Annotated in this window: 15 protein-coding genes and 2 riboswitches; of the genes, 14 read left to right on the top strand and 1 reads right to left on the bottom strand. The window is 67.5% G+C overall.

What is annotated here, in order from left to right:
- The first annotated feature begins 137 nt into the window (after positions 1-137).
- From GON06_RS07055 to GON06_RS06990, 14 genes are all read left to right on the top strand, one after another.
- The gene (locus GON06_RS07055) at positions 138-1829 is read left to right on the top strand and encodes an ABC transporter substrate-binding protein (RefSeq protein ID WP_157311583.1); all 1692 of its coding nucleotides are present in this window, start codon (positions 138-140) and stop codon (positions 1827-1829) included.
- 53 nt (positions 1830-1882) lie between these two features.
- Positions 1883-2878, top strand: coding sequence for an ABC transporter permease (locus GON06_RS07050; RefSeq protein WP_157311582.1), 996 nt, complete (start codon positions 1883-1885; stop codon positions 2876-2878).
- A complete protein-coding gene (locus GON06_RS07045; RefSeq protein WP_198346636.1) occupies positions 2871-3872 on the top strand; it encodes an ABC transporter permease in 1002 nt (333 codons plus the stop codon). The genes GON06_RS07050 and GON06_RS07045 overlap by 8 nt, the downstream gene beginning before the upstream one ends.
- The gene (locus GON06_RS07040; RefSeq protein ID WP_198346655.1) at positions 3869-4741 is read left to right on the top strand and encodes an ABC transporter ATP-binding protein; all 873 of its coding nucleotides are present in this window, start codon (positions 3869-3871) and stop codon (positions 4739-4741) included. The genes GON06_RS07045 and GON06_RS07040 overlap by 4 nt, the downstream gene beginning before the upstream one ends.
- Positions 4738-5580 carry an ABC transporter ATP-binding protein gene (locus GON06_RS07035; protein ID WP_157311581.1) on the top strand — a complete coding sequence of 281 codons (843 nt, stop codon included), beginning with the start codon at positions 4738-4740 and terminating at the stop codon, positions 5578-5580. The genes GON06_RS07040 and GON06_RS07035 overlap by 4 nt, the downstream gene beginning before the upstream one ends.
- A 127-nt stretch (positions 5581-5707) precedes the next feature.
- Positions 5708-5801: riboswitch (glycine riboswitch) on the top strand.
- A 1-nt stretch (position 5802) separates the two neighbouring features.
- A riboswitch (glycine riboswitch) is annotated at positions 5803-5903 on the top strand.
- Between the two features lie 49 nt (positions 5904-5952).
- Positions 5953-7059, top strand: a complete 1107-nt coding sequence (gcvT, locus tag GON06_RS07030; protein ID WP_157311580.1) for a glycine cleavage system aminomethyltransferase GcvT — start codon at positions 5953-5955, stop codon at positions 7057-7059.
- Positions 7056-7433 (top strand): glycine cleavage system protein GcvH, encoded by a 378-nt coding sequence (gcvH, locus tag GON06_RS07025; protein ID WP_157311579.1) that lies wholly within the window; start codon positions 7056-7058, stop codon positions 7431-7433. Before gcvT ends, gcvH begins: the two co-directional genes overlap by 4 nt.
- On the top strand, positions 7433-10300 hold the full coding sequence (gene gcvP / locus GON06_RS07020) for an aminomethyl-transferring glycine dehydrogenase (RefSeq protein ID WP_157311578.1): 2868 nt from the start codon (positions 7433-7435) through the stop codon (positions 10298-10300). The genes gcvH and gcvP overlap by 1 nt, the downstream gene beginning before the upstream one ends.
- Before the next feature lie 166 nt (positions 10301-10466).
- A complete protein-coding gene (locus GON06_RS07015; protein WP_332837246.1) occupies positions 10467-12125 on the top strand; it encodes a peptide ABC transporter substrate-binding protein in 1659 nt (552 codons plus the stop codon).
- A 94-nt stretch (positions 12126-12219) separates the two neighbouring features.
- On the top strand, positions 12220-13146 hold the full coding sequence (locus GON06_RS07010; protein WP_157311577.1) for an ABC transporter permease: 927 nt from the start codon (positions 12220-12222) through the stop codon (positions 13144-13146).
- Positions 13139-14080: an ABC transporter permease gene (locus GON06_RS07005; protein WP_157311576.1), complete on the top strand. Its 942-nt coding sequence runs from the start codon at positions 13139-13141 to the stop codon at positions 14078-14080. The genes GON06_RS07010 and GON06_RS07005 overlap by 8 nt, the downstream gene beginning before the upstream one ends.
- Positions 14077-15756 carry a dipeptide ABC transporter ATP-binding protein gene (locus GON06_RS07000; RefSeq protein ID WP_157311575.1) on the top strand — a complete coding sequence of 560 codons (1680 nt, stop codon included), beginning with the start codon at positions 14077-14079 and terminating at the stop codon, positions 15754-15756. Before GON06_RS07005 ends, GON06_RS07000 begins: the two co-directional genes overlap by 4 nt.
- Positions 15753-16319 (top strand): PH domain-containing protein, encoded by a 567-nt coding sequence (locus GON06_RS06995; protein WP_332837245.1) that lies wholly within the window; start codon positions 15753-15755, stop codon positions 16317-16319. The genes GON06_RS07000 and GON06_RS06995 overlap by 4 nt, the downstream gene beginning before the upstream one ends.
- 40 nt (positions 16320-16359) lie before the next feature.
- Positions 16360-16638 carry a TFIIB-type zinc ribbon-containing protein gene (locus tag GON06_RS06990; RefSeq protein ID WP_157311574.1) on the top strand — a complete coding sequence of 93 codons (279 nt, stop codon included), beginning with the start codon at positions 16360-16362 and terminating at the stop codon, positions 16636-16638.
- 4 nt (positions 16639-16642) lie between these two features.
- Here GON06_RS06990 and GON06_RS06985 read toward each other — a convergent pair whose 3' ends face one another.
- Positions 16643-17440, bottom strand: a complete 798-nt coding sequence (locus GON06_RS06985; protein ID WP_378737079.1) for a CPBP family intramembrane glutamic endopeptidase — start codon at positions 17438-17440, stop codon at positions 16643-16645.
- Positions 17441-17497 lie beyond the last annotated feature (57 nt).

Below are 17497 nucleotides of genomic sequence, written 5' to 3'. Positions count from 1 at the left end.
GTTATCGAACCCCCTCGGGGAGCCCTTGTTCCGACCCGGACGAGTTTGTTAGGTTGCTGTCCTAACAAACCCATTCGGGCTTGTCCTCCATGACGGAGGTCACCCCTCCTGCAAAGCAGCACCGAGAGGAAAAGAGAATGAGTCGTAATGTCGCGCGTCTTGCGCTGACCGGAATCGCGGGGGCCTCGGCGCTCGCACTTGCGCTGACCGGCTGCACGCCGGCCGGCGGCAACGATGGTTCGAGCGGGTCGAGCGACCGCGCTCTGCGGGTCTGGGCGGGCAGCACCACCCCGATCAAGCCCAACTACAACCCGTTCGCGCCGACCGTGCTCCACGGCGCGCTCGGTCCGATCTACGAGCCGCTGTTCTTCTACAACAAGACGGCCGACGAGAAGCCGGTCGGCCTGCTCGGCGACTCGTTCGAGTACAACGAGGACGGCACCCAGATCACCGTCAAGCTCAAGAGCGGACTGAAGTGGTCCGACGGCAAGCCGCTGACCGCCGAGGACGTCGCGTTCACGTTCAACTACTCGGCGAACAACCCCGAGGGCAACGGCCTGGTCTCGGCTGAGGCGACCGACGACACGACCGTCGTCCTCACCTACGGCGTCGCGCAGTACACCACCGAGTTCCAGCGCATGGGCTCGACGTACATCCTGCCGAAGCACATCTGGGAGTCGATCACCGACTTCGCGAACTTCGCGAACGAGGAGCCGGTCGGATCGGGCCCCTACGTCGTCTCCAAGACGACGAGCGAGTCGTACACGCTGGTCGCCAACAAGGAGTTCCGCGGCGCCGACGACCTCGCCGTGAGGAAGGTGCAGTACATCGCGGTCGACAACAACCAGACCGCACAGGACCTTCTCGCCGCAGGCAAGCTCGACTGGACCGGCATGTTCATCCCCAACCCGGGCGATGTCACCAAGAACGGCAAGATCGAGTGGCTGAACACGCCGCAGGACCCGACGGTGCTCTACACCTGCTCCAACGCCGACCTCGGCTGCACGGGTGCGCAGACCGACGTCGCCGTGCGTCAGGCTCTGAACGTCGCGGTCAACCGCGGCGTCATCAAGGAGAAGGCGTTCGTCGGCATGACCGGCGACATCTCGCCCACGTTCGCGCTGATGCCGCGTGACGAGAAGTGGGTGGCCGACCCGGCGAACAAGGTCAGCCCGCAGGAGGCGGCTCCGGAGGAGGCCGGCGAGATCCTCGAGGCGGCCGGTTACACCAAGGGCTCGGACGGCTTCTACACCAAGGACGGAAAGGTCCTCGAGATGAACCTCATCTCCGTGGACGGCTGGACCGACTACAACGACGCGGCGAAGCTGATCGCCGAGCAGGCCAAGACCGCGGGCATCAAGCTCAACGTCTCGACCGTGCAGTGGCAGGAGTTCTCGGACGCGCGTCAGAGCGGTTCGTACAACCTGATCGTCGGCGGCGTCGTCGGCACCTCCGTCGCCGACCCGTTCCAGATCTACCGTGACTGGTTCGGCGGCACCGCCGTCGGCTCGACCGCCAAGGTGGGCGAGGAAGTCCCGGCAGGCCGCTGGAACTTCAGCCGGTACAGCAACCCGAAGGTGGACGCCGCCATTCAGCAGGCCATCCCGACGAACGACGAGGCGACGCGCAAGCAGCTGTACGCCACGATCCAGACCGAGATCGTGCGCGACCTGCCGTACATCCCGCTGGTGATCAACGCGACGCAGACCTTCTACAACTCCAAGGAGTACACGGGCTGGGCGACCGAGGACGACCTCTACGCCTTCCCGCCGTCCTGGGGTGCCGTCGCCGCGGGCTACATCCTGCAGCACCTGAAGCCGGTCGAGTGATCCGGAGGACGTGAGGCAGTGAAGGGGAAGCAGGAAGTCAAGGTGTCCGTGAGATGAAGTTCTACGCACGAAGGATCGGGTTCTACGCATTCACACTGTGGGCCGCGATCTCCCTCAACTTCCTGCTTCCCCGGCTCATGCCGGGGAACCCGGCGGACATCATGATCGCCAAGATGCAGCGCGCCGGCGGTGACGTCTCCGCCACCACCATCCGCAACATCAAGATGCTGCTCGGTGGTGACGACGCACCGCTGTGGCAGCAGTACTTCCAGTACTGGGGCCAGATGCTCCGCGGCGATCTGGGCGTGTCCGTCACCAAGTTCCCGACTCCGGTCTCGGAGCTGATCGCCGAGGCGCTGCCCTGGACGCTGGTCCTCATCGGCACCGCCACGGTGATCTCATTCGTCCTCGGCATCGTCCTCGGCGCCTGGACGGGCTGGAAGCGCGGCACCTGGGTCGACCACCTGATCCCCGCCTCCACGGTCCTGCAGTCGATCCCGTATTTCTGGATGGCGCTGATCCTGGTGTTCGTCTTCGCGGTGACGCTGGGCTGGTTCCCGATCTTCGGCGGCTACGACGTCTTCGAGTTCCCCGACGGTCCCGAGGCGTCATGGGCGTTCTTCAGCGACGCCGTGGCCCACGCGATCCTCCCGGCGATCACGATCGTGATCAGCTCGGTGGGCGGGTGGATGTTCGGTATGCGCAACATGATGGTCTCCACCCTCGCCGAGGACTACGTCATCACGGCCGAGGCGAAGGGACTCCGGCCCCGGCGCATCATGACCACCTACGCCGCCCGGAACGCGGCGATCCCCTCGATCGCGGGGTTCTCGATCTCGCTCGGGTTCGTCGTCGCCGGCTCGATCGTCATGGAGCAGGTGTTCACCTACCCGGGCATCGGCAAGCTGATGTTCCAGGCCGTGACCAACAACGACTACGCGCTGATGCAGGGCCTGTTCCTCGTCATCACCATCGCCGTGCTCGGCGCCAACTTCTTCATGGACCTGTTGTACGGGTTCATCGACCCGAGGGCCCGTCAGAATGTCTGAGATCGAGACCGAACCGCTGACCCAGCCGCAGTCCGACCGCGTGCTCGGCAGCGACCTGCCGAAGCTGCCGCCGGAGGACACCGTCACGCTGGCCACCCAGACGAAGCGCAGGCGCCGCGGGCTGGGGTCGATGCGGTCGCCCAAGTTCATCGTCGGTGTCGTCATCGTCCTCGGCATCGTGCTCTTCGCGATCGTCGTGCCGTTCTTCACGCAGGACCCGACGAGCACGGACAACCCGTCACTCTCGCCGCCGTCGGCCGAGCATCTGCTGGGCACGACGAAGCTCGGCAACGACATGTTCGCGCAGCTCGCCATCGGCGCCAGGGGATCGCTGCTGGTCGGCGTCGTCGCGGGCGGCATCGCGATCGTGCTGTCCCTGTTCTTCGGCGTGCTCGCCGGGTATCTGGCCGGATGGAAGGAGGACGTGCTCGCGCTCCTGACCAACGTCATGATCGTCATCCCGGGTCTTCCGCTGGTCATGGTCATCGCCGCATTCGTGTCTCAGCGCAGCTGGCAGCTCGTCGCCGTGATCCTCGGCATCACGTCGTGGGCCGGCGCCGCGTACGTGCTGCGCCTGCAGGCCCGCTCATTGCGCAGCCGGGACTACGTCTATGCGGCGAGGGTCGCGGGCGAGAAGCCGTGGCGCACGATCCTCGTCGAGCTCATGCCCAACCTGCTGCCGCTGCTGACCGCGCAGTTCCTCTTCGCGATCATCTCGGCGATCCTCGCCGAAGCGGGGCTGTCCTACCTCGGCCTCGGCCCGAACTCGTCGATCACCTGGGGCACGATCCTCAACGACGCGCAGTCCGGCCAGGCCCTCGGCCGCGGCGCCTGGTGGTGGTTCGTCCCGCCGGGTCTCATGATCGCCGCGCTCGGCGCCGGCCTGGCCCTCATCAACTTCGCCATCGACGAGGTCATCAACCCCAAGCTGCGCAGTGCGCCGGATGCGGCTCGCCGCGTGCGCCTCGCCAAGAAGAAGGGAATCGGCGCGTGACCGAGAACAGCGCACCCAAGCCGGTGCTCACCGCGCGCAACGTCTCGATCGAGTACGAGGTCGACCCGCCGGTCAAGGCCGTGCGCGACGTCTCGCTGACGCTCAACCGCGGAGAGATCCTGGGACTGGCCGGCGAATCGGGGTGCGGGAAGACGACCCTGGCCTACGGGCTCAACCGCCTGCTCAAGCCGCCGGCGCTGATGACAGCCGGTGAGATCACGCTTCATGATCGTTCGGGTGAGGACATCGACATCGTCGCGCTCGGCACCGAGCAGCTGCGGGCCTTCCGCTGGGACAAGGTGTCGATGGTGTTCCAGGGCGCGATGAACTCGCTCAACCCCGTGATCAGCGTGAAGGCGCAGATCTTCGACATCTTCGACACGCATCGCCCTGGCATGAGCAGGGCGGCGAAGACCGAACGGGCGAAGGAGCTGCTCACCCTGGTGGGTGTCGACACGAACCGTCTCACCAGCTTCCCGCACGAGCTCTCGGGCGGCATGCGGCAGCGGATGATGATCGCGATGGCGCTCGCCCTGGACCCGCAGGTGATGATCATGGACGAGCCGACCACCGCCCTGGACGTGGTCGTGCAGCGCGGGATCATCCGCGAGATCATGCGCCTGCGCGAGAAGCTCGGCTTCGCCGTGATCTTCATCACGCACGACCTCCCGATGCTCCTCGAGATCTCCGACCGCATCGCGGTGATGCTGCAGGGCGAGATCGTCGAGCAGGGCACCGCCGAGGAGGTCTACCGCAACCCGCAGCACGACTACACCAAGCGACTGCTGTCGAGCTTCCCCAGCCTGACCGGTGAACGCGGAGACTTCGTCCGCACCGGTCTCCAGCAGAGTCAGGAGCAGGTCCGATGAACGGCACGACGACCACGCTCGAGGCCCGCGGCCTCGTCAAGGACTTCACCCTGCGCTCCGGTTTCAAGACGTCGACGCTGCACGCGGTCAAGGACGTCTCGTTCACGCTCGAGGCGGGGAAGACCATCGCCCTGGTGGGCGAGTCCGGCAGCGGCAAGTCGACGATCGCCCGGATGCTCATGAAGCTGGAGACCCCGACCTCGGGGCAGATCCTGCTGAACGGCGCGCCCACGACGATGGCGGGCAGGGAGATCGCCCGCTACCGCTCGCAGGTGCAGATGATCTTCCAGGACCCCTTCGCCTCGCTGAACCCGTATCACTCGATCGCGCACCACCTGGAGCGACCGCTGCGGCTGCACCACCCCGAGCTGAGGGGCCGCCAGGTCCGCGCTCGCGTGCTGGAGCTGCTCGATCGGGTGAAGCTCACGCCGTCAGAGAGCTTCGCGGACCGCCGCCCGCACGAGCTCTCCGGCGGGCAGCGCCAGCGCGTCGCGATCGCGCGGGCGCTCGCACCCGGCGCGCGCTTCATCGTCGCGGACGAGCCGGTGTCGATGCTCGACGTTTCGATCCGTCTCGGCGTACTGAACCTGCTCGCCGACCTGCAGCGCGAGGGCGATCTCGGCGTGCTGTACATCACGCACGATCTGGCCACCGCGCGGCACTTCAGCGACGAGATCATGGTGCTCTACCACGGCGATGTCGTCGAACGCGGCCCGAGCGACGAGGTGATCCTCAATCCGCAGCACGACTACACGAAGACCCTCCTCGGCGCGGCGCCGGACCCCGAGAACATGGGGCAGCTGCGCGACGAGGTGCGCAGGGAGCTCGCCGGCGCCTGAGGCGCGCTCCCGCCCGCAGACCCCCGCCCGCGCACCGGCCCCTTGATGTGCGCGGGCGGGCACTGTTTCACGCATCCGAGCCGGTATGCTTGACAGCAGTAGTGCCCAACAACAGAACACAGGCCGTACGACGCGTGCGGGAGAGCCCGGTGCACACAGCCGGGCACCGAAGGAGCAAGCCTCCCCGCCAATCTCTCAGGTACCCCCACCGCCCGCGTCCGGCCGCTCTGAAAAGCGATGCGCACGCATCCGCCGACGGTGAAAGCCCCGCGCTGCTGATACAGCGAAGGGGGCGAAGCTCTCAGGCCCATGACAGAGGGGGAGTTCGCAGGACACGGTGATCCGCCGTGCCGCCCGACAACGGGAGAACTCATGACCGACGCCCGCTACACCCCGCTCCGCTCGCGCCACGAGGCGCTCGGGGCGTCCTTCACCGACTTCGGCGGCTGGCAGATGCCGGTGCGCTACACGTCCGATCTCGCCGAACACCACGCCGTGCGCCAGGCCGCCGGTGTCTTCGACATCTCGCACATGGCCGAGTTCACGGTCGAGGGCGCTCAGGCGGGGGAGTACCTCGACTACGCGCTCGCCGGCCGGCTCTCCGCGCTCGCGGTCGGCAAGGCGAAGTACTCGCTGCTGCTCGCCGAGGACGGCGGCATCATCGACGACGTCATCGTCTACCGCCTGCAGGACGACGACTACCTGATCATCTCGAACGCGGGCAACCGCGAGTTCGTCAGCGAGGCGCTGTCCGCCCGCGTCGACGGATTCGACGTGAAGGTCGCCGACGTCTCAGACGACTACGCGCTGATCGCCGTGCAGGGCCCGCGGGCCGAGGCGATCGTCTCCGCGATCGCCGGTCTCGACGACGTCAGCGTCGCCTGGGAGGAGCAGAAGTACTACGCCTGGGCGAGCGCGACCTTCGCCGGCAAGCCCGTGCTGGTCGCCCGCACCGGCTACACCGGTGAGGACGGCTTCGAGCTGATGGTCGCCGCCGCCGACGCCGAGGCGCTGTGGGACGCCGTGCTCGTCGCCGGTGAGCCCCTCGGTCTCGTCCCCGCCGGCCTCGCCGCGCGCGACACGCTTCGCCTCGAGGCGGGCATGCCGCTGTACGGCCACGAGCTGAACCGCCAGACCAAGCCCGCGCAGGCCGGTCTCGGCCGCGTCGTCGTCACCTCGAAGGAGCGCTTCGTCGGCAAGGACGTCGTCGAGCCGGCGGCGGATGCCGCGGTGCTGATCGGCCTCGCCGCAGAGGGCCGTCGCGCCGGCCGCGCCGGCTATGCGATCGTGCTCGAGGACGGCACCGCCGTCGGCGAGATCACCAGCGGAGCCCTGAGCCCGACACTCGGGCATCCGATCGCCATGGCTTTCGTGGCGCCCACTTATGCAGCGGGCGAAACCCCGCTATTCCTGGATGTGCGCGGGACGAAGATCCCCGCGACCGTGACCGCACTGCCTTTCTACCGGAGGACGAAATGACCGATCTGACCACCCTCAAGTACAGCGAAGAGCACGAGTGGGTCGCCCTCGAGGGCGCCGTCGCGACCGTCGGCATCACCGACTTCGCCGCTGACGCCCTCGGCGACATCGTCTTCGTCGAGCTGCCCGCCGTGGGCACCGAGCTGAGCCGCGGCGACGTCTTCGGCGAGGCCGAATCGACCAAGTCGGTCTCCGAGCTCTACGCGCCGGTCGCAGGCACTGTCACCGAGATCAACGACGCCGTCGTCGATGACCCGGCTCTGCTGAACTCCGAGCCCTTCGAGGGCGCCTGGCTGATCAAGGTCGAGGTGGCGGACGGCGCCACCGAGGGCCTGCTCGACCGCGACGGCTACGTCGCGATCACGGGGGCCTGATGGTCTCGTTCGCCGATCGCCACATCGGGCCGGACGCCGGTGACCGGGGGCGCATGCTCGATGCCCTGGGTGTTACCGGGGACGACCCGATAGACGTCCTGATGCGCCAGGCAGTGCCGGGCACCATCTTCACGGATCCGGCCGCCGAGTCGGTCATCCCCGTCGCCGCGTCCGAGGCCGAGGCTCTCGCCGAGCTGCGCGCCCTCGCGAGCCGCAACACCGTCAACCGCGCCATGATCGGGCTCGGCTACTACGGCACCATCACCCCGAGCGTCATCCAGCGCAACGTGCTGGAGAACCCGTCCTGGTACACCGCCTACACGCCGTACCAGCCGGAGATCTCGCAGGGGCGCCTGGAGGTGCTGATCAACTTCCAGACCATGGTGTCCGACCTCACCGGGCTGTCGACCGCCAACGCGTCGATGCTCGACGAGTCCACCGCGGTCGCCGAGGGCATGCTGCTGGCCCGTCGCGCCTCCAAGTCGAAGTCCCCGGTCTTCGTCGTAGACGCCGACGCGCTGCCGCAGACCAAGTCGCTGCTGCACACGCGCGCCGACGCCGTCGGCATCGAGCTCGTCGAGCGCGACTTCGCTGCAGGCGAGGAGCTGCCCGAGGAGCTGTTCGGCGTCTTCGTGCAGTACCCCGGGGCATCCGGACGGGTCGCCGACCCGAGCGCCGTGATCGACGCCGCGCATGTCGCAGGCGGCCTCGCGGTCGTCGCCGCAGACCTGCTCGCGCTGACCCTGCTGCGCTCGCCCGGCTCGCTCGGCGCCGACGTGGCGGTGGGCACGACCCAGCGCTTCGGCGTGCCAATGGCCTTCGGCGGACCGCACGCCGGCTACATGGCCGTGCGCGCAGGACTCGAGCGTCAGCTGCCCGGTCGCCTCGTCGGCGTCTCGCAGGACGCCTCGGGCTACCCGGCGTACCGCCTGGCGCTGCAGACCCGCGAACAGCACATCCGCCGTGAGAAGGCGACCTCGAACATCTGCACCGCCCAGGTGCTGCTGGCCGTGATCGCCTCGATGTACGCCGTCTACCACGGCCCCGACGGGCTGAAGGCGATCGCCGGCGAGGTCGCGGCCAAGGCCGCGCTGCTGCGCGACCGCCTGGTCGCCGCGGGTGCCAAGATCGTGCACGACGCGTTCTTCGACACGGTGCTGGTGCGGACGACGGATGCCGCGGCAGTCGTCGCGCGCGGACACGAGGCCGGCATCCTGCTGCACCTCGCCGGCCCCGACGCCGTCGGCGTCTCGGTGGATGAGACCACGACCTCCGAGGATCTCGATCTCGTGATCCGGTCGTTCGCGGGCAAGAGCGCCGACGAGCCGAAGAGCATCGTCTTCACCGGAGCGAACGCCCTCCCGGGCGCTCTGCGTCGCACCGACGACTACCTCACGCACCCGGTCTTCCACGCGCACCGCTCCGAGACCGCCATGATGCGCTACCTCAAGCAGCTCGCCGATCGCGACTATGCGCTCGACCGCGGCATGATCCCGCTGGGATCGTGCACGATGAAGCTCAACGCGGCGACCGAGATGGCGGCCATCACCTGGCCCGAGTTCGCACAGCTGCACCCCTTCGCCCCGCGCGAGGACGTCGAGGGCTCGCTCGAGATGATCGACCAGCTCGAGGCATGGCTTGCCGAGGTCACCGGGTACGACGCGGTCTCGCTGCAGCCGAACGCCGGCTCGCAGGGCGAGCTCGCCGGCCTGCTGGCGATCCGCGGCTACCACCACGCGAACGGCGACGAGCACCGCACCGTATGCCTCATCCCGTCGTCCGCGCACGGCACGAACGCGGCATCCGCCGTGCTCGCGGGCATGAAGGTGGTCGTCGTCGCCACGGACGAGCTGGGCAACGTCGACCTGGACGACCTGCGCGCCAAGATCGAGGCGAACTCCGCCGAGCTCGCCGCGCTGATGATCACCTACCCGTCCACGCACGGCGTGTACGAGGAGCAGGTCACCGACATCACCGCTGCCGTGCACGCGGCCGGCGGTCAGGTGTACGTCGACGGCGCGAACCTCAACGCCCTGCTCGGCTACGCGCGCTTCGGCGACCTGGGCGGCGACGTCTCGCACCTCAACCTGCACAAGACGTTCGCGATTCCGCACGGCGGCGGCGGCCCGGGCATCGGCCCGGTGGCGGCCAAGGCGCACCTCGCACCGCACCTGCCGGGGCATCCGCAGGCGCAGAAGACCGAGCACGCGGGCGGATACGTCTTCGACGGCGGTCCCGTCTCAGGCGCTCCGTACGGCTCGGCCGGCGTGCTGCCGATCTCGTGGGCGTACGTGCGGATGATGGGCGCGGCCGGCCTGCGCGAGGCGACCGCTGCGGCGGTGCTCTCCGCGAACTACATCGCCGCACGACTGGCCGACCACTTCCCGGTGCTGTACACCGGCGAGAACGGCCGCGTCGCGCACGAGTGCATCCTGGATCTGCGTCCGCTCAAGGAGGCCACCGGCATCACGGTCGACGACGTCGCCAAGCGGCTCATCGACTACGGCTTCCACGCGCCCACCATGTCGTTCCCGGTTGCCGGCACGCTGATGGTCGAGCCGACCGAGTCGGAGGACCTGGGCGAGCTGGAGCGGTTCATCGAGGCCATGATCATGATCAAGGCCGAGGCGGATGCAGTGGCGGCGGGCACCTGGCCCCAAGGCGACAACCCGCTGGTGAATGCGCCGCACACCGCCGCCTCGCTGATCGCGGGGGAGTGGACGCACGCGTACACCCGTGAGCAGGCCGCCTACCCGGTGCACGCGCAGATCGCGACCAAGTACTGGCCGCCGGTGCGCCGCATCGACAACGCCTGGGGCGACCGCAACCTCGTGTGCGCGTGCCCGCCGATCGAGGCCTTCGCCTGATCAACGGCATCCGCCCCGGAATTCCGCCCCCTCGCCTCGCGTCGGGGCGGAATTCGGTTAAGGCTCGATAACAGTTGTCCTCCAAACGGCGGACAGGACCGTAGAATCGATCAATGCCGTGCTCGAGGCTGAGCACGGACCGCTCTACGTCCATAGGAGGACACAAGTGAAGCGCAAGAAGATCGCACTTGCGAGTGCGGCACTGCTGGCGACGAGTGTGATCGCACTCGCCGGATGCACCTCAGGTTCGAACCCGGAACCGAGCAAGGGCGGATCCGACGCCAACGTCGATGCGTCCGCCATCATCAAGGTCAACGGCGGCGAGCCCGAGAACCCGCTGATCCCGACCAACACCAACGAGGTCGGTGGCGGCAAGATCCTCGACTCGATCTTCGCCGGTCTCGCCTTCTACGACGGCGACGGCAAGCTGGTCAACGACATGGCCGACGAGATCAAGGTCGACGGCCCCGACTCGCTGACGATCACGCTCAAGAAGGGCCAGAAGTTCACCGACGGCACCGATGTGACGTCCGACAGCTTCATCAAGGCCTGGAACTGGGGTGCGCAGCTGTCCAACGCGCAGCTGAACCAGTCCTGGTTCGCCGACATCGAGGGCTATTCGGCAGACGCCGACTCCGAGCTCACCGGGCTGAAGAAGGTCGACGAACAGACCTTCACCATCAAGCTGACCTCGCCTGTGGCGAACGACTTCGCCACCCGCCTCGGCTACTCTGCCTACTACCCGCTGCCCGAGGTCGCCTTCGAGGACATGGCCGCCTTCGGTGAGAACCCGATCGGCAACGGCCCGTACAAGCTGGCCGGCGACGGTGCGTGGCAGCACGACGTCCAGATCGACCTGGTCAAGAACGACGACTACAAGGGCAAGCGCAAGGTCGAGAACGGCGGTCTGACGATCACGTTCTACGCCTCGTTCGATGCCGCGTACGCCGACCTGCAGGGCGGCAACCTCGACGTGATCGACCAGATCCCCGAGTCGGCGATCGCCACCTACCAGGACGAGCTCGGCGACCGCGCGGTCAACCAGCCCGCAGCGATCTTCCAGTCGTTCACGATCGGCGAGCAGGTCAAGCACTTCTCCGGTGACGAGGGCGCGCTGCGCCGTGCGGCGCTGTCGATGGCCATCGACCGCGATGAGATCACCGACAAGGTGTTCAACGGCACCCGCACTCCGGCTGTCGACTTCACCTCCCCGGTGATCGATGGCGGCGGCGAGAAGCTCGACGGCGGCGATGTGCTGAAGTACGACCCCGACGAGGCGAAGAAGCTGTGGGCCGAGGCCGACAAGATCTCGCCGTGGGACGGCAAGTTCGAGATCGCGTACAACTCCGATGGCCCCCACCAGGTGTGGGTCGACGCGGTGACCAACTCGATCAAGAACACCCTCGGCATCGAGGCCGGCGGCAAGGCGTACGTCGACTTCGCCACGCTGCGCGCGGCGGTCAACGCCCGTGACGCCGACGGCAAGCGCACCATCCAGACCGCGAACCGCTCCGGATGGCAGGCCGACTACCCGTCGCTGTACAACTTCCTCTACCCGCTGTACGCGACCGGCGCCTCGTCCAACGACGGCGACTACTCCAACGCCGACGTCGACAAGGACCTCGCCTCCGGTGCGGCCGCGACCGATGAGAAGGCGGCGCTGGCCGACTACACCAAGGCTCAGGACCAGCTCCTCAAGGACCTGCCGGCCATCCCGCTCTGGTACCAGAACGTGAACGGCGGCTTCGGCGAGGACGTGCAGAACGTCAAGTTCGGCTGGAACTCCGTGCCGCTCTACTACGAGATCACGAAGTCGAAGAAGTAAGCATTCGGTAAGGCACGTCATGAGGCGGCGACTCGCAACGGTCGTCGCCTCATGACGTGCCCCGAGTGACTTCACCTCCAAGAAAGGAGAGTGGATGTTTTCCTATATCCTTCGGCGCATCCTGCAGCTGATCCCGGTGTTCTTCGGGTCGACTCTGCTGATCTACGCGATGGTGTTCGCGATGCCGGGTGACCCGATCGCCGCACTGTTCGGAGACAAGCCGCCGAGCCCCGCACTTCTCGAGACGATCAGAGCCCAGTACCACCTGGACCAGCCGTTCTTCGTGCAGTACTTCTACTACATGAAGGGCCTGCTGACCGGTGACATGGGCACCACGTTCTCGGGTCAGTCCGTCAACGAGGTCCTCGCCCGCACCCTGCCTGTGACTGCTCGCCTGGCCGTCATGGCGATCGGGATCGAGTTCGTGCTCTCGATCATCATCGGCACGGTCTCCGCACTGCGGAAGGGCAAGATCACTGACAACGTGAACCTGGTCATCTCGCTGATCTTCCTGGCGATGCCCATCTTCGTGATGTGCTTCCTGGCACAGTACTTCCTGGCGATCAAGCTCGGCTGGTTCCGACCCACCGTCGGCGGTCAGAACGACTGGGGCGACCTGTGGCTGCCCGCCATCGTGCTGGGGCTCAGCCTGTACGCCACCAGCATGCGCCTCATGCGCGGTTCGGTGCTCGAGACGCTGAACCAGGATTGGGTCCGCACGGCCTACAGCAAGGGACTGCCCGGCTACCGCGTGCTGCCCGTGCATGTGCTGCGCAACTCTCTGATCCCGATGATCACCAACTCGGCGACGAACTTCGGCGTGCTCCTCGTGGGCGCCACCGTGACCGAGTACATCTTCAACATCCCAGGCGTCGGCAACGTCCTGTTCAAGGCGACTCTCCAGCACGAGGGACCGACGATCGTGTCGTTCGTCACGATCTTCGTCATCATCTACGTGCTCGTGAACCTCTTCGTGGACCTGTTGTACGGCCTGCTCGACCCGAGGATCCGCTATGTCTGACTCGAATTCCTCGCGCTACGTCGCTCCGGTCTCCGAGGCCCAGCCCGCCACCGACGCCGTCCGGGTGAAGGGGAAGCCCTCCAATCTGTGGCGCGACGCCTGGTTCGACCTGCGTCGTCGCCCGATGTTCTGGATCTCCATCACGATCGTCGCGGTCGTGCTGCTGATGGCGATCTGGCCCACCCTGTTCACGCAGACTCCGCCGAACGACCAGTGCCTTCTGGCGAATTCGAACGGCGGACCGGAGGCCGGTCACCCGCTCGGCTTCACGTTCCAGGGCTGCGACATCTTCGCCCGTATCGTCTGGGGCGCGCGAACCTCGTTGACCGTCGGACTGCTCTCGGCCCTCATCGGGGCGACCATCGGCCTGATCATGGGCGCGTTCGCCGGCTACTACGGCGGATGGCTCGACTCGCTGCTCTCGCGCATCGGCGACATCTTCTTCTCGATCCCCTACATCCTCGCGGCTGTCGTCGTGATGACCGTGCTCGCCGAGTACCGCAACGTCTTCACGCTGTCCCTCGCCATCGGCGGCTTCGCCTGGGCGGCCACGGCGCGTGTCGTGCGCGCGGAGGTGCTGAGGATCAGGCAGTCGGAGTTCATCACGGCGTCGCGGGCGCTGGGGCGCGGGAGGTTCTCCACGCTGCTGTACCACGTGCTCCCGAACTCGATCGCGCCGCTGCTGGTGCTGGCCACGCTGTCCATGGCGGCCGGTATCGTCGCCGAGGCGACGCTGACCTTCCTGGGCGTCGGCCTGCCGGACGACGTCATGTCGTGGGGTCGTGACATCAGCCTCGCCCAGCGTTCTCTGCGCATCGCGCCGGAGTCGCTGATCTACCCGTCGATCGCGCTCACCATCACGGTGCTCGCGTTCATCATGCTCGGCGAGCTCGTCCGAGACGCCATGGATCCGAGGGCGAGGGCCACCCGATGAGCTTCACCGCGAACACGGACGACGCTCCGCTGCTCAGCATCCGCGACCTCAAGGTCGCGTTCCGCGGCCAGGACGGTGAGCGCGAGGTGCTGCACGGCGTCAGCTTCGACATCTTCCCCGGTGAGACCGTGGCGATCGTGGGGGAGTCCGGCTCGGGCAAGTCCACGACCGCGGCCGCGATCGTCGATCTGCTCCCCGGCACCGGCAAGGTGACCGGCGGGTCTATCACGATGGACGGACGGGAGCTGACGAATCTCGGGCGCCGCGCCATGGAGGAGCTCCGCGGACGCGACATCGGCTTCGTTCCGCAGGACCCGATGTCGAACCTCAACCCGGTGTGGAGCATCGGCTTCCAGGTGAAGGAGGCGATCCGCGCCAACGGGCTGTCCCGCAACAGGGCGGACACCAAGGCGCGCACGATCGAGGTGCTCAAGCAGGCCGGTCTCGCCGACGCCGAGCGCCGTCTGCACCAGTACCCGCACCAGTTCTCCGGCGGCATGCGTCAGCGTGCACTGATCGGCATCGGCCTCGCGGCCGACCCGAAACTGCTCATCGCCGACGAGCCGACCTCTGCTCTGGATGTCACGGTGCAGCGCGTGATCCTCGATCACATGGCGTCGCTGACCCGCGACCGCGGCACTTCAGTGCTGCTCATCACGCATGACCTGGGGCTCGCCGCAGAGCGCGCCTCGAAGATCATCGTGATGAACCAGGGAGAGATCGTCGAGGCCGGTCCCAGCCGTGAGATCCTCGAGGATCCGCAGCATCCGTACACCAAGCGGCTGGTCGCCGCGGCGCCGAGCGTGGCGTCGCAGCGCATCCAGGCCGAGGTCGAGGACCGCGGGGTGGCACACGTCGACGAGCTGACCGGCGCGACCATGGTCAAGGTGGAAGGACTCACGAAGGACTTCAAGATCCGCCAGGGCAACTTCCGCAGTGAGCTGTTCCGTGCGGTCGACGACATCAGCTTCGAGATCCCGCGGGGCAAGACTCTCGCACTGGTCGGCGAGTCCGGCTCGGGCAAGACGACTGTCGCGCGCATGGTGCTCCAGCTGGAGTCTCCGACGTCGGGGCGGATCGAGGTCGGCGGCGAGGACGTCTCACACCTGTCCAACGCTCAGGCGTTCCGGCTGCGGCGGCGTATGCAGCCGGTCTTCCAGGATCCGTACGGATCGATGGATCCGCTGCGGAACATCGGCAACACGATCGCCGAGCCGCTGCACATCCACAGCGTCGGAGACCAGGCGTCGCGGCGTGATCGGGTGCTGGAGCTTCTCGACCAGGTGGCGCTGCCGCCCGAGCTGGCGACGCGCTATCCGAACGAGCTCTCCGGTGGACAGCGGCAGCGTGTGGCGATCGCCCGCGCGTTGGCGCTCAAACCCGAGGTCGTCGTGCTCGACGAGGCGGTCTCCGCTCTCGACGTGCTGGTGCAGGCTCAGATCCTGCGACTGCTCACCGAGCTGCAGACCGAGCTCGGCCTGACCTACCTTTTCATCACGCACGACCTCGCGGTGGTGCGCGTCTCCAGCGACCTGGTGTGCGTGATGGAGAAGGGCAAGCTGGTCGAGCAGGGCACGGTCGACGAGATCTTCGCCAACCCGCAGCAGGAGTACACCGATCGTCTGCTGCAGGCGATCCCCGGGGCCTCGATCCCGCTCGGCGGTGCCGGGGCGTGACGGATTCCGATTCGCCGGTCGGCGTGCGCACGTTCCGCACGCCGACCGGCATCGTCGCGTTCTGCATCGCGGCGGTGCTCGTGCTGTTCCTGCTCGGCGACGCCGTGATCCGCGGCAGCTGGACGCTCATGCTGTTGATCGCCCCGTGGCCGCTGCTCGGCCTGTGGGTGATCTACGAGGGATCCGCGTCGTCGTTCGTCCGCGTGGACGAGCGCGGCGTCCTGGTGCAGAACATGCTGCGTCGCACCACGTTCGGCTGGGAGCGGCTGCGTAAGGCCGACTTCCGCTGGCAGCTGGAGTTCTTCCTGGACGACGACTCCAAGCTCACCGCGATGGGCGGTCCCGCGCACGCCCGCGCCCGGCGTCAGACCGAGCGCGAGCGCGAGGTCGAGGGCGTCAAGGTTCCGGCCGGCGTGCGTGCGCTCGCCGAGATCCAGGACAGGCGGGCGCAGGCGGATGCCACGGCGGATGCTCCGATCCGGCGCTCCTGGGACTGGCCGGCGGTGATCGCGCTCGCCGTGATCGCCGTCTGGGCCGTGATCGCCGTCCTGTTCACCCGCTGACCTGGAGCGGGCTCATAGCTTCGGCTGGTCGACTGAGGACATGCAGTGTCCCACAGACGGTACGACCCTGGTGATGAGCGAGCGCAGCGGCATCGAGATCGACTACTGCCCGCAGTGCAGGGGTGTGTGGCTCGACCGCGGCGAGCTCGACAAGATCATCGAACGGTCGATGGCAGCGCCTCAGCCGGCGGCATATCAGCCGGAGCCGCCTCGGCACGAGGCGCCGCAGTACGGCCAGTCCTATGCTCAGCCGCGGTACGAGGACGAGCGTCGTCGTCCACGCAAACGCGAGAGCTGGCTGAGCGACCTGTTCGACTGAGCGCTCAGCTCGGCAGACCGAAAAGGGCGGGCCAGGTGGCGGCCGCCCACGGGTAGCCGACGAAGGCCGTCGCGTCGATGAGAAAGTGCGCGACGAGGAACGGCAGCAGCCGTCCGGAGCGCGAGAAGAGCCAGCCGAACAGCAGGCCCATCGCGAGATTGCCGACGAATGCGCCGGGGCCCTGATACAGGTGGTAGCTGGCACGCAAGATGCTCGTGGCGAGGATGATCGACCAGGTGCCCCAGCCCAGCTGCCGCAGCCGGGCGAAGAGATAGCCGAGCACGACGAACTCCTCCTGGATCGAGGCGCGTGCGGCGGAGAGCAGCAGGATCGGCACGGTCCACCAATGCGCGCCCAGTCCACCCGGATCGACGGCGACGAACAGTCCGAGTGCACGCCCGGCGAGGTAGAGACCGACGCCGGGGACGCCGATCGCCAGCACCAGCAGGATGCCGCGGCCGGCGTCCCGCGCCACGTGCGCTCCGTCCAGACCCAGCCTGCCGAGATGCGGACGGCGGTCCTGCCAGAGCAGGAAGCAGACCAGCAGCACCGGCACGATCGCGAAGCCGAGGCCCAGCACCTGGTAGATGAAGTCGAACACCTCGCGGTCGCTGCGCGAAGGATTCAGGGTCGCCGTCTGATCGGCCAGCGGTGTGGAATCGGTCAGACGATAGGCCAGCTGCACGATCGAGTAGACGGCCGACTGCCCGAGCCCGAGCGCCAGCACGATCGAGATCTCCCACCACAGCCGGGTGCGCCCTTCGTCTCGCTTCGCTCGCTCAGGGGCCGTGGGGGCGGTGATCACGCCCCGATGGTACGCGTTCGGGCTGTGCTCAGGGGGGTTTGCTATCCTGGAACG

Source organism: Microbacterium sp. MAH-37, from assembly GCF_009758255.1.
Taxonomy (GTDB): domain Bacteria; phylum Actinomycetota; class Actinomycetes; order Actinomycetales; family Microbacteriaceae; genus Microbacterium.
Note: the sequence above shows the minus strand (reverse complement) of the source record. Positions and strands in the feature narration are given on the sequence as shown.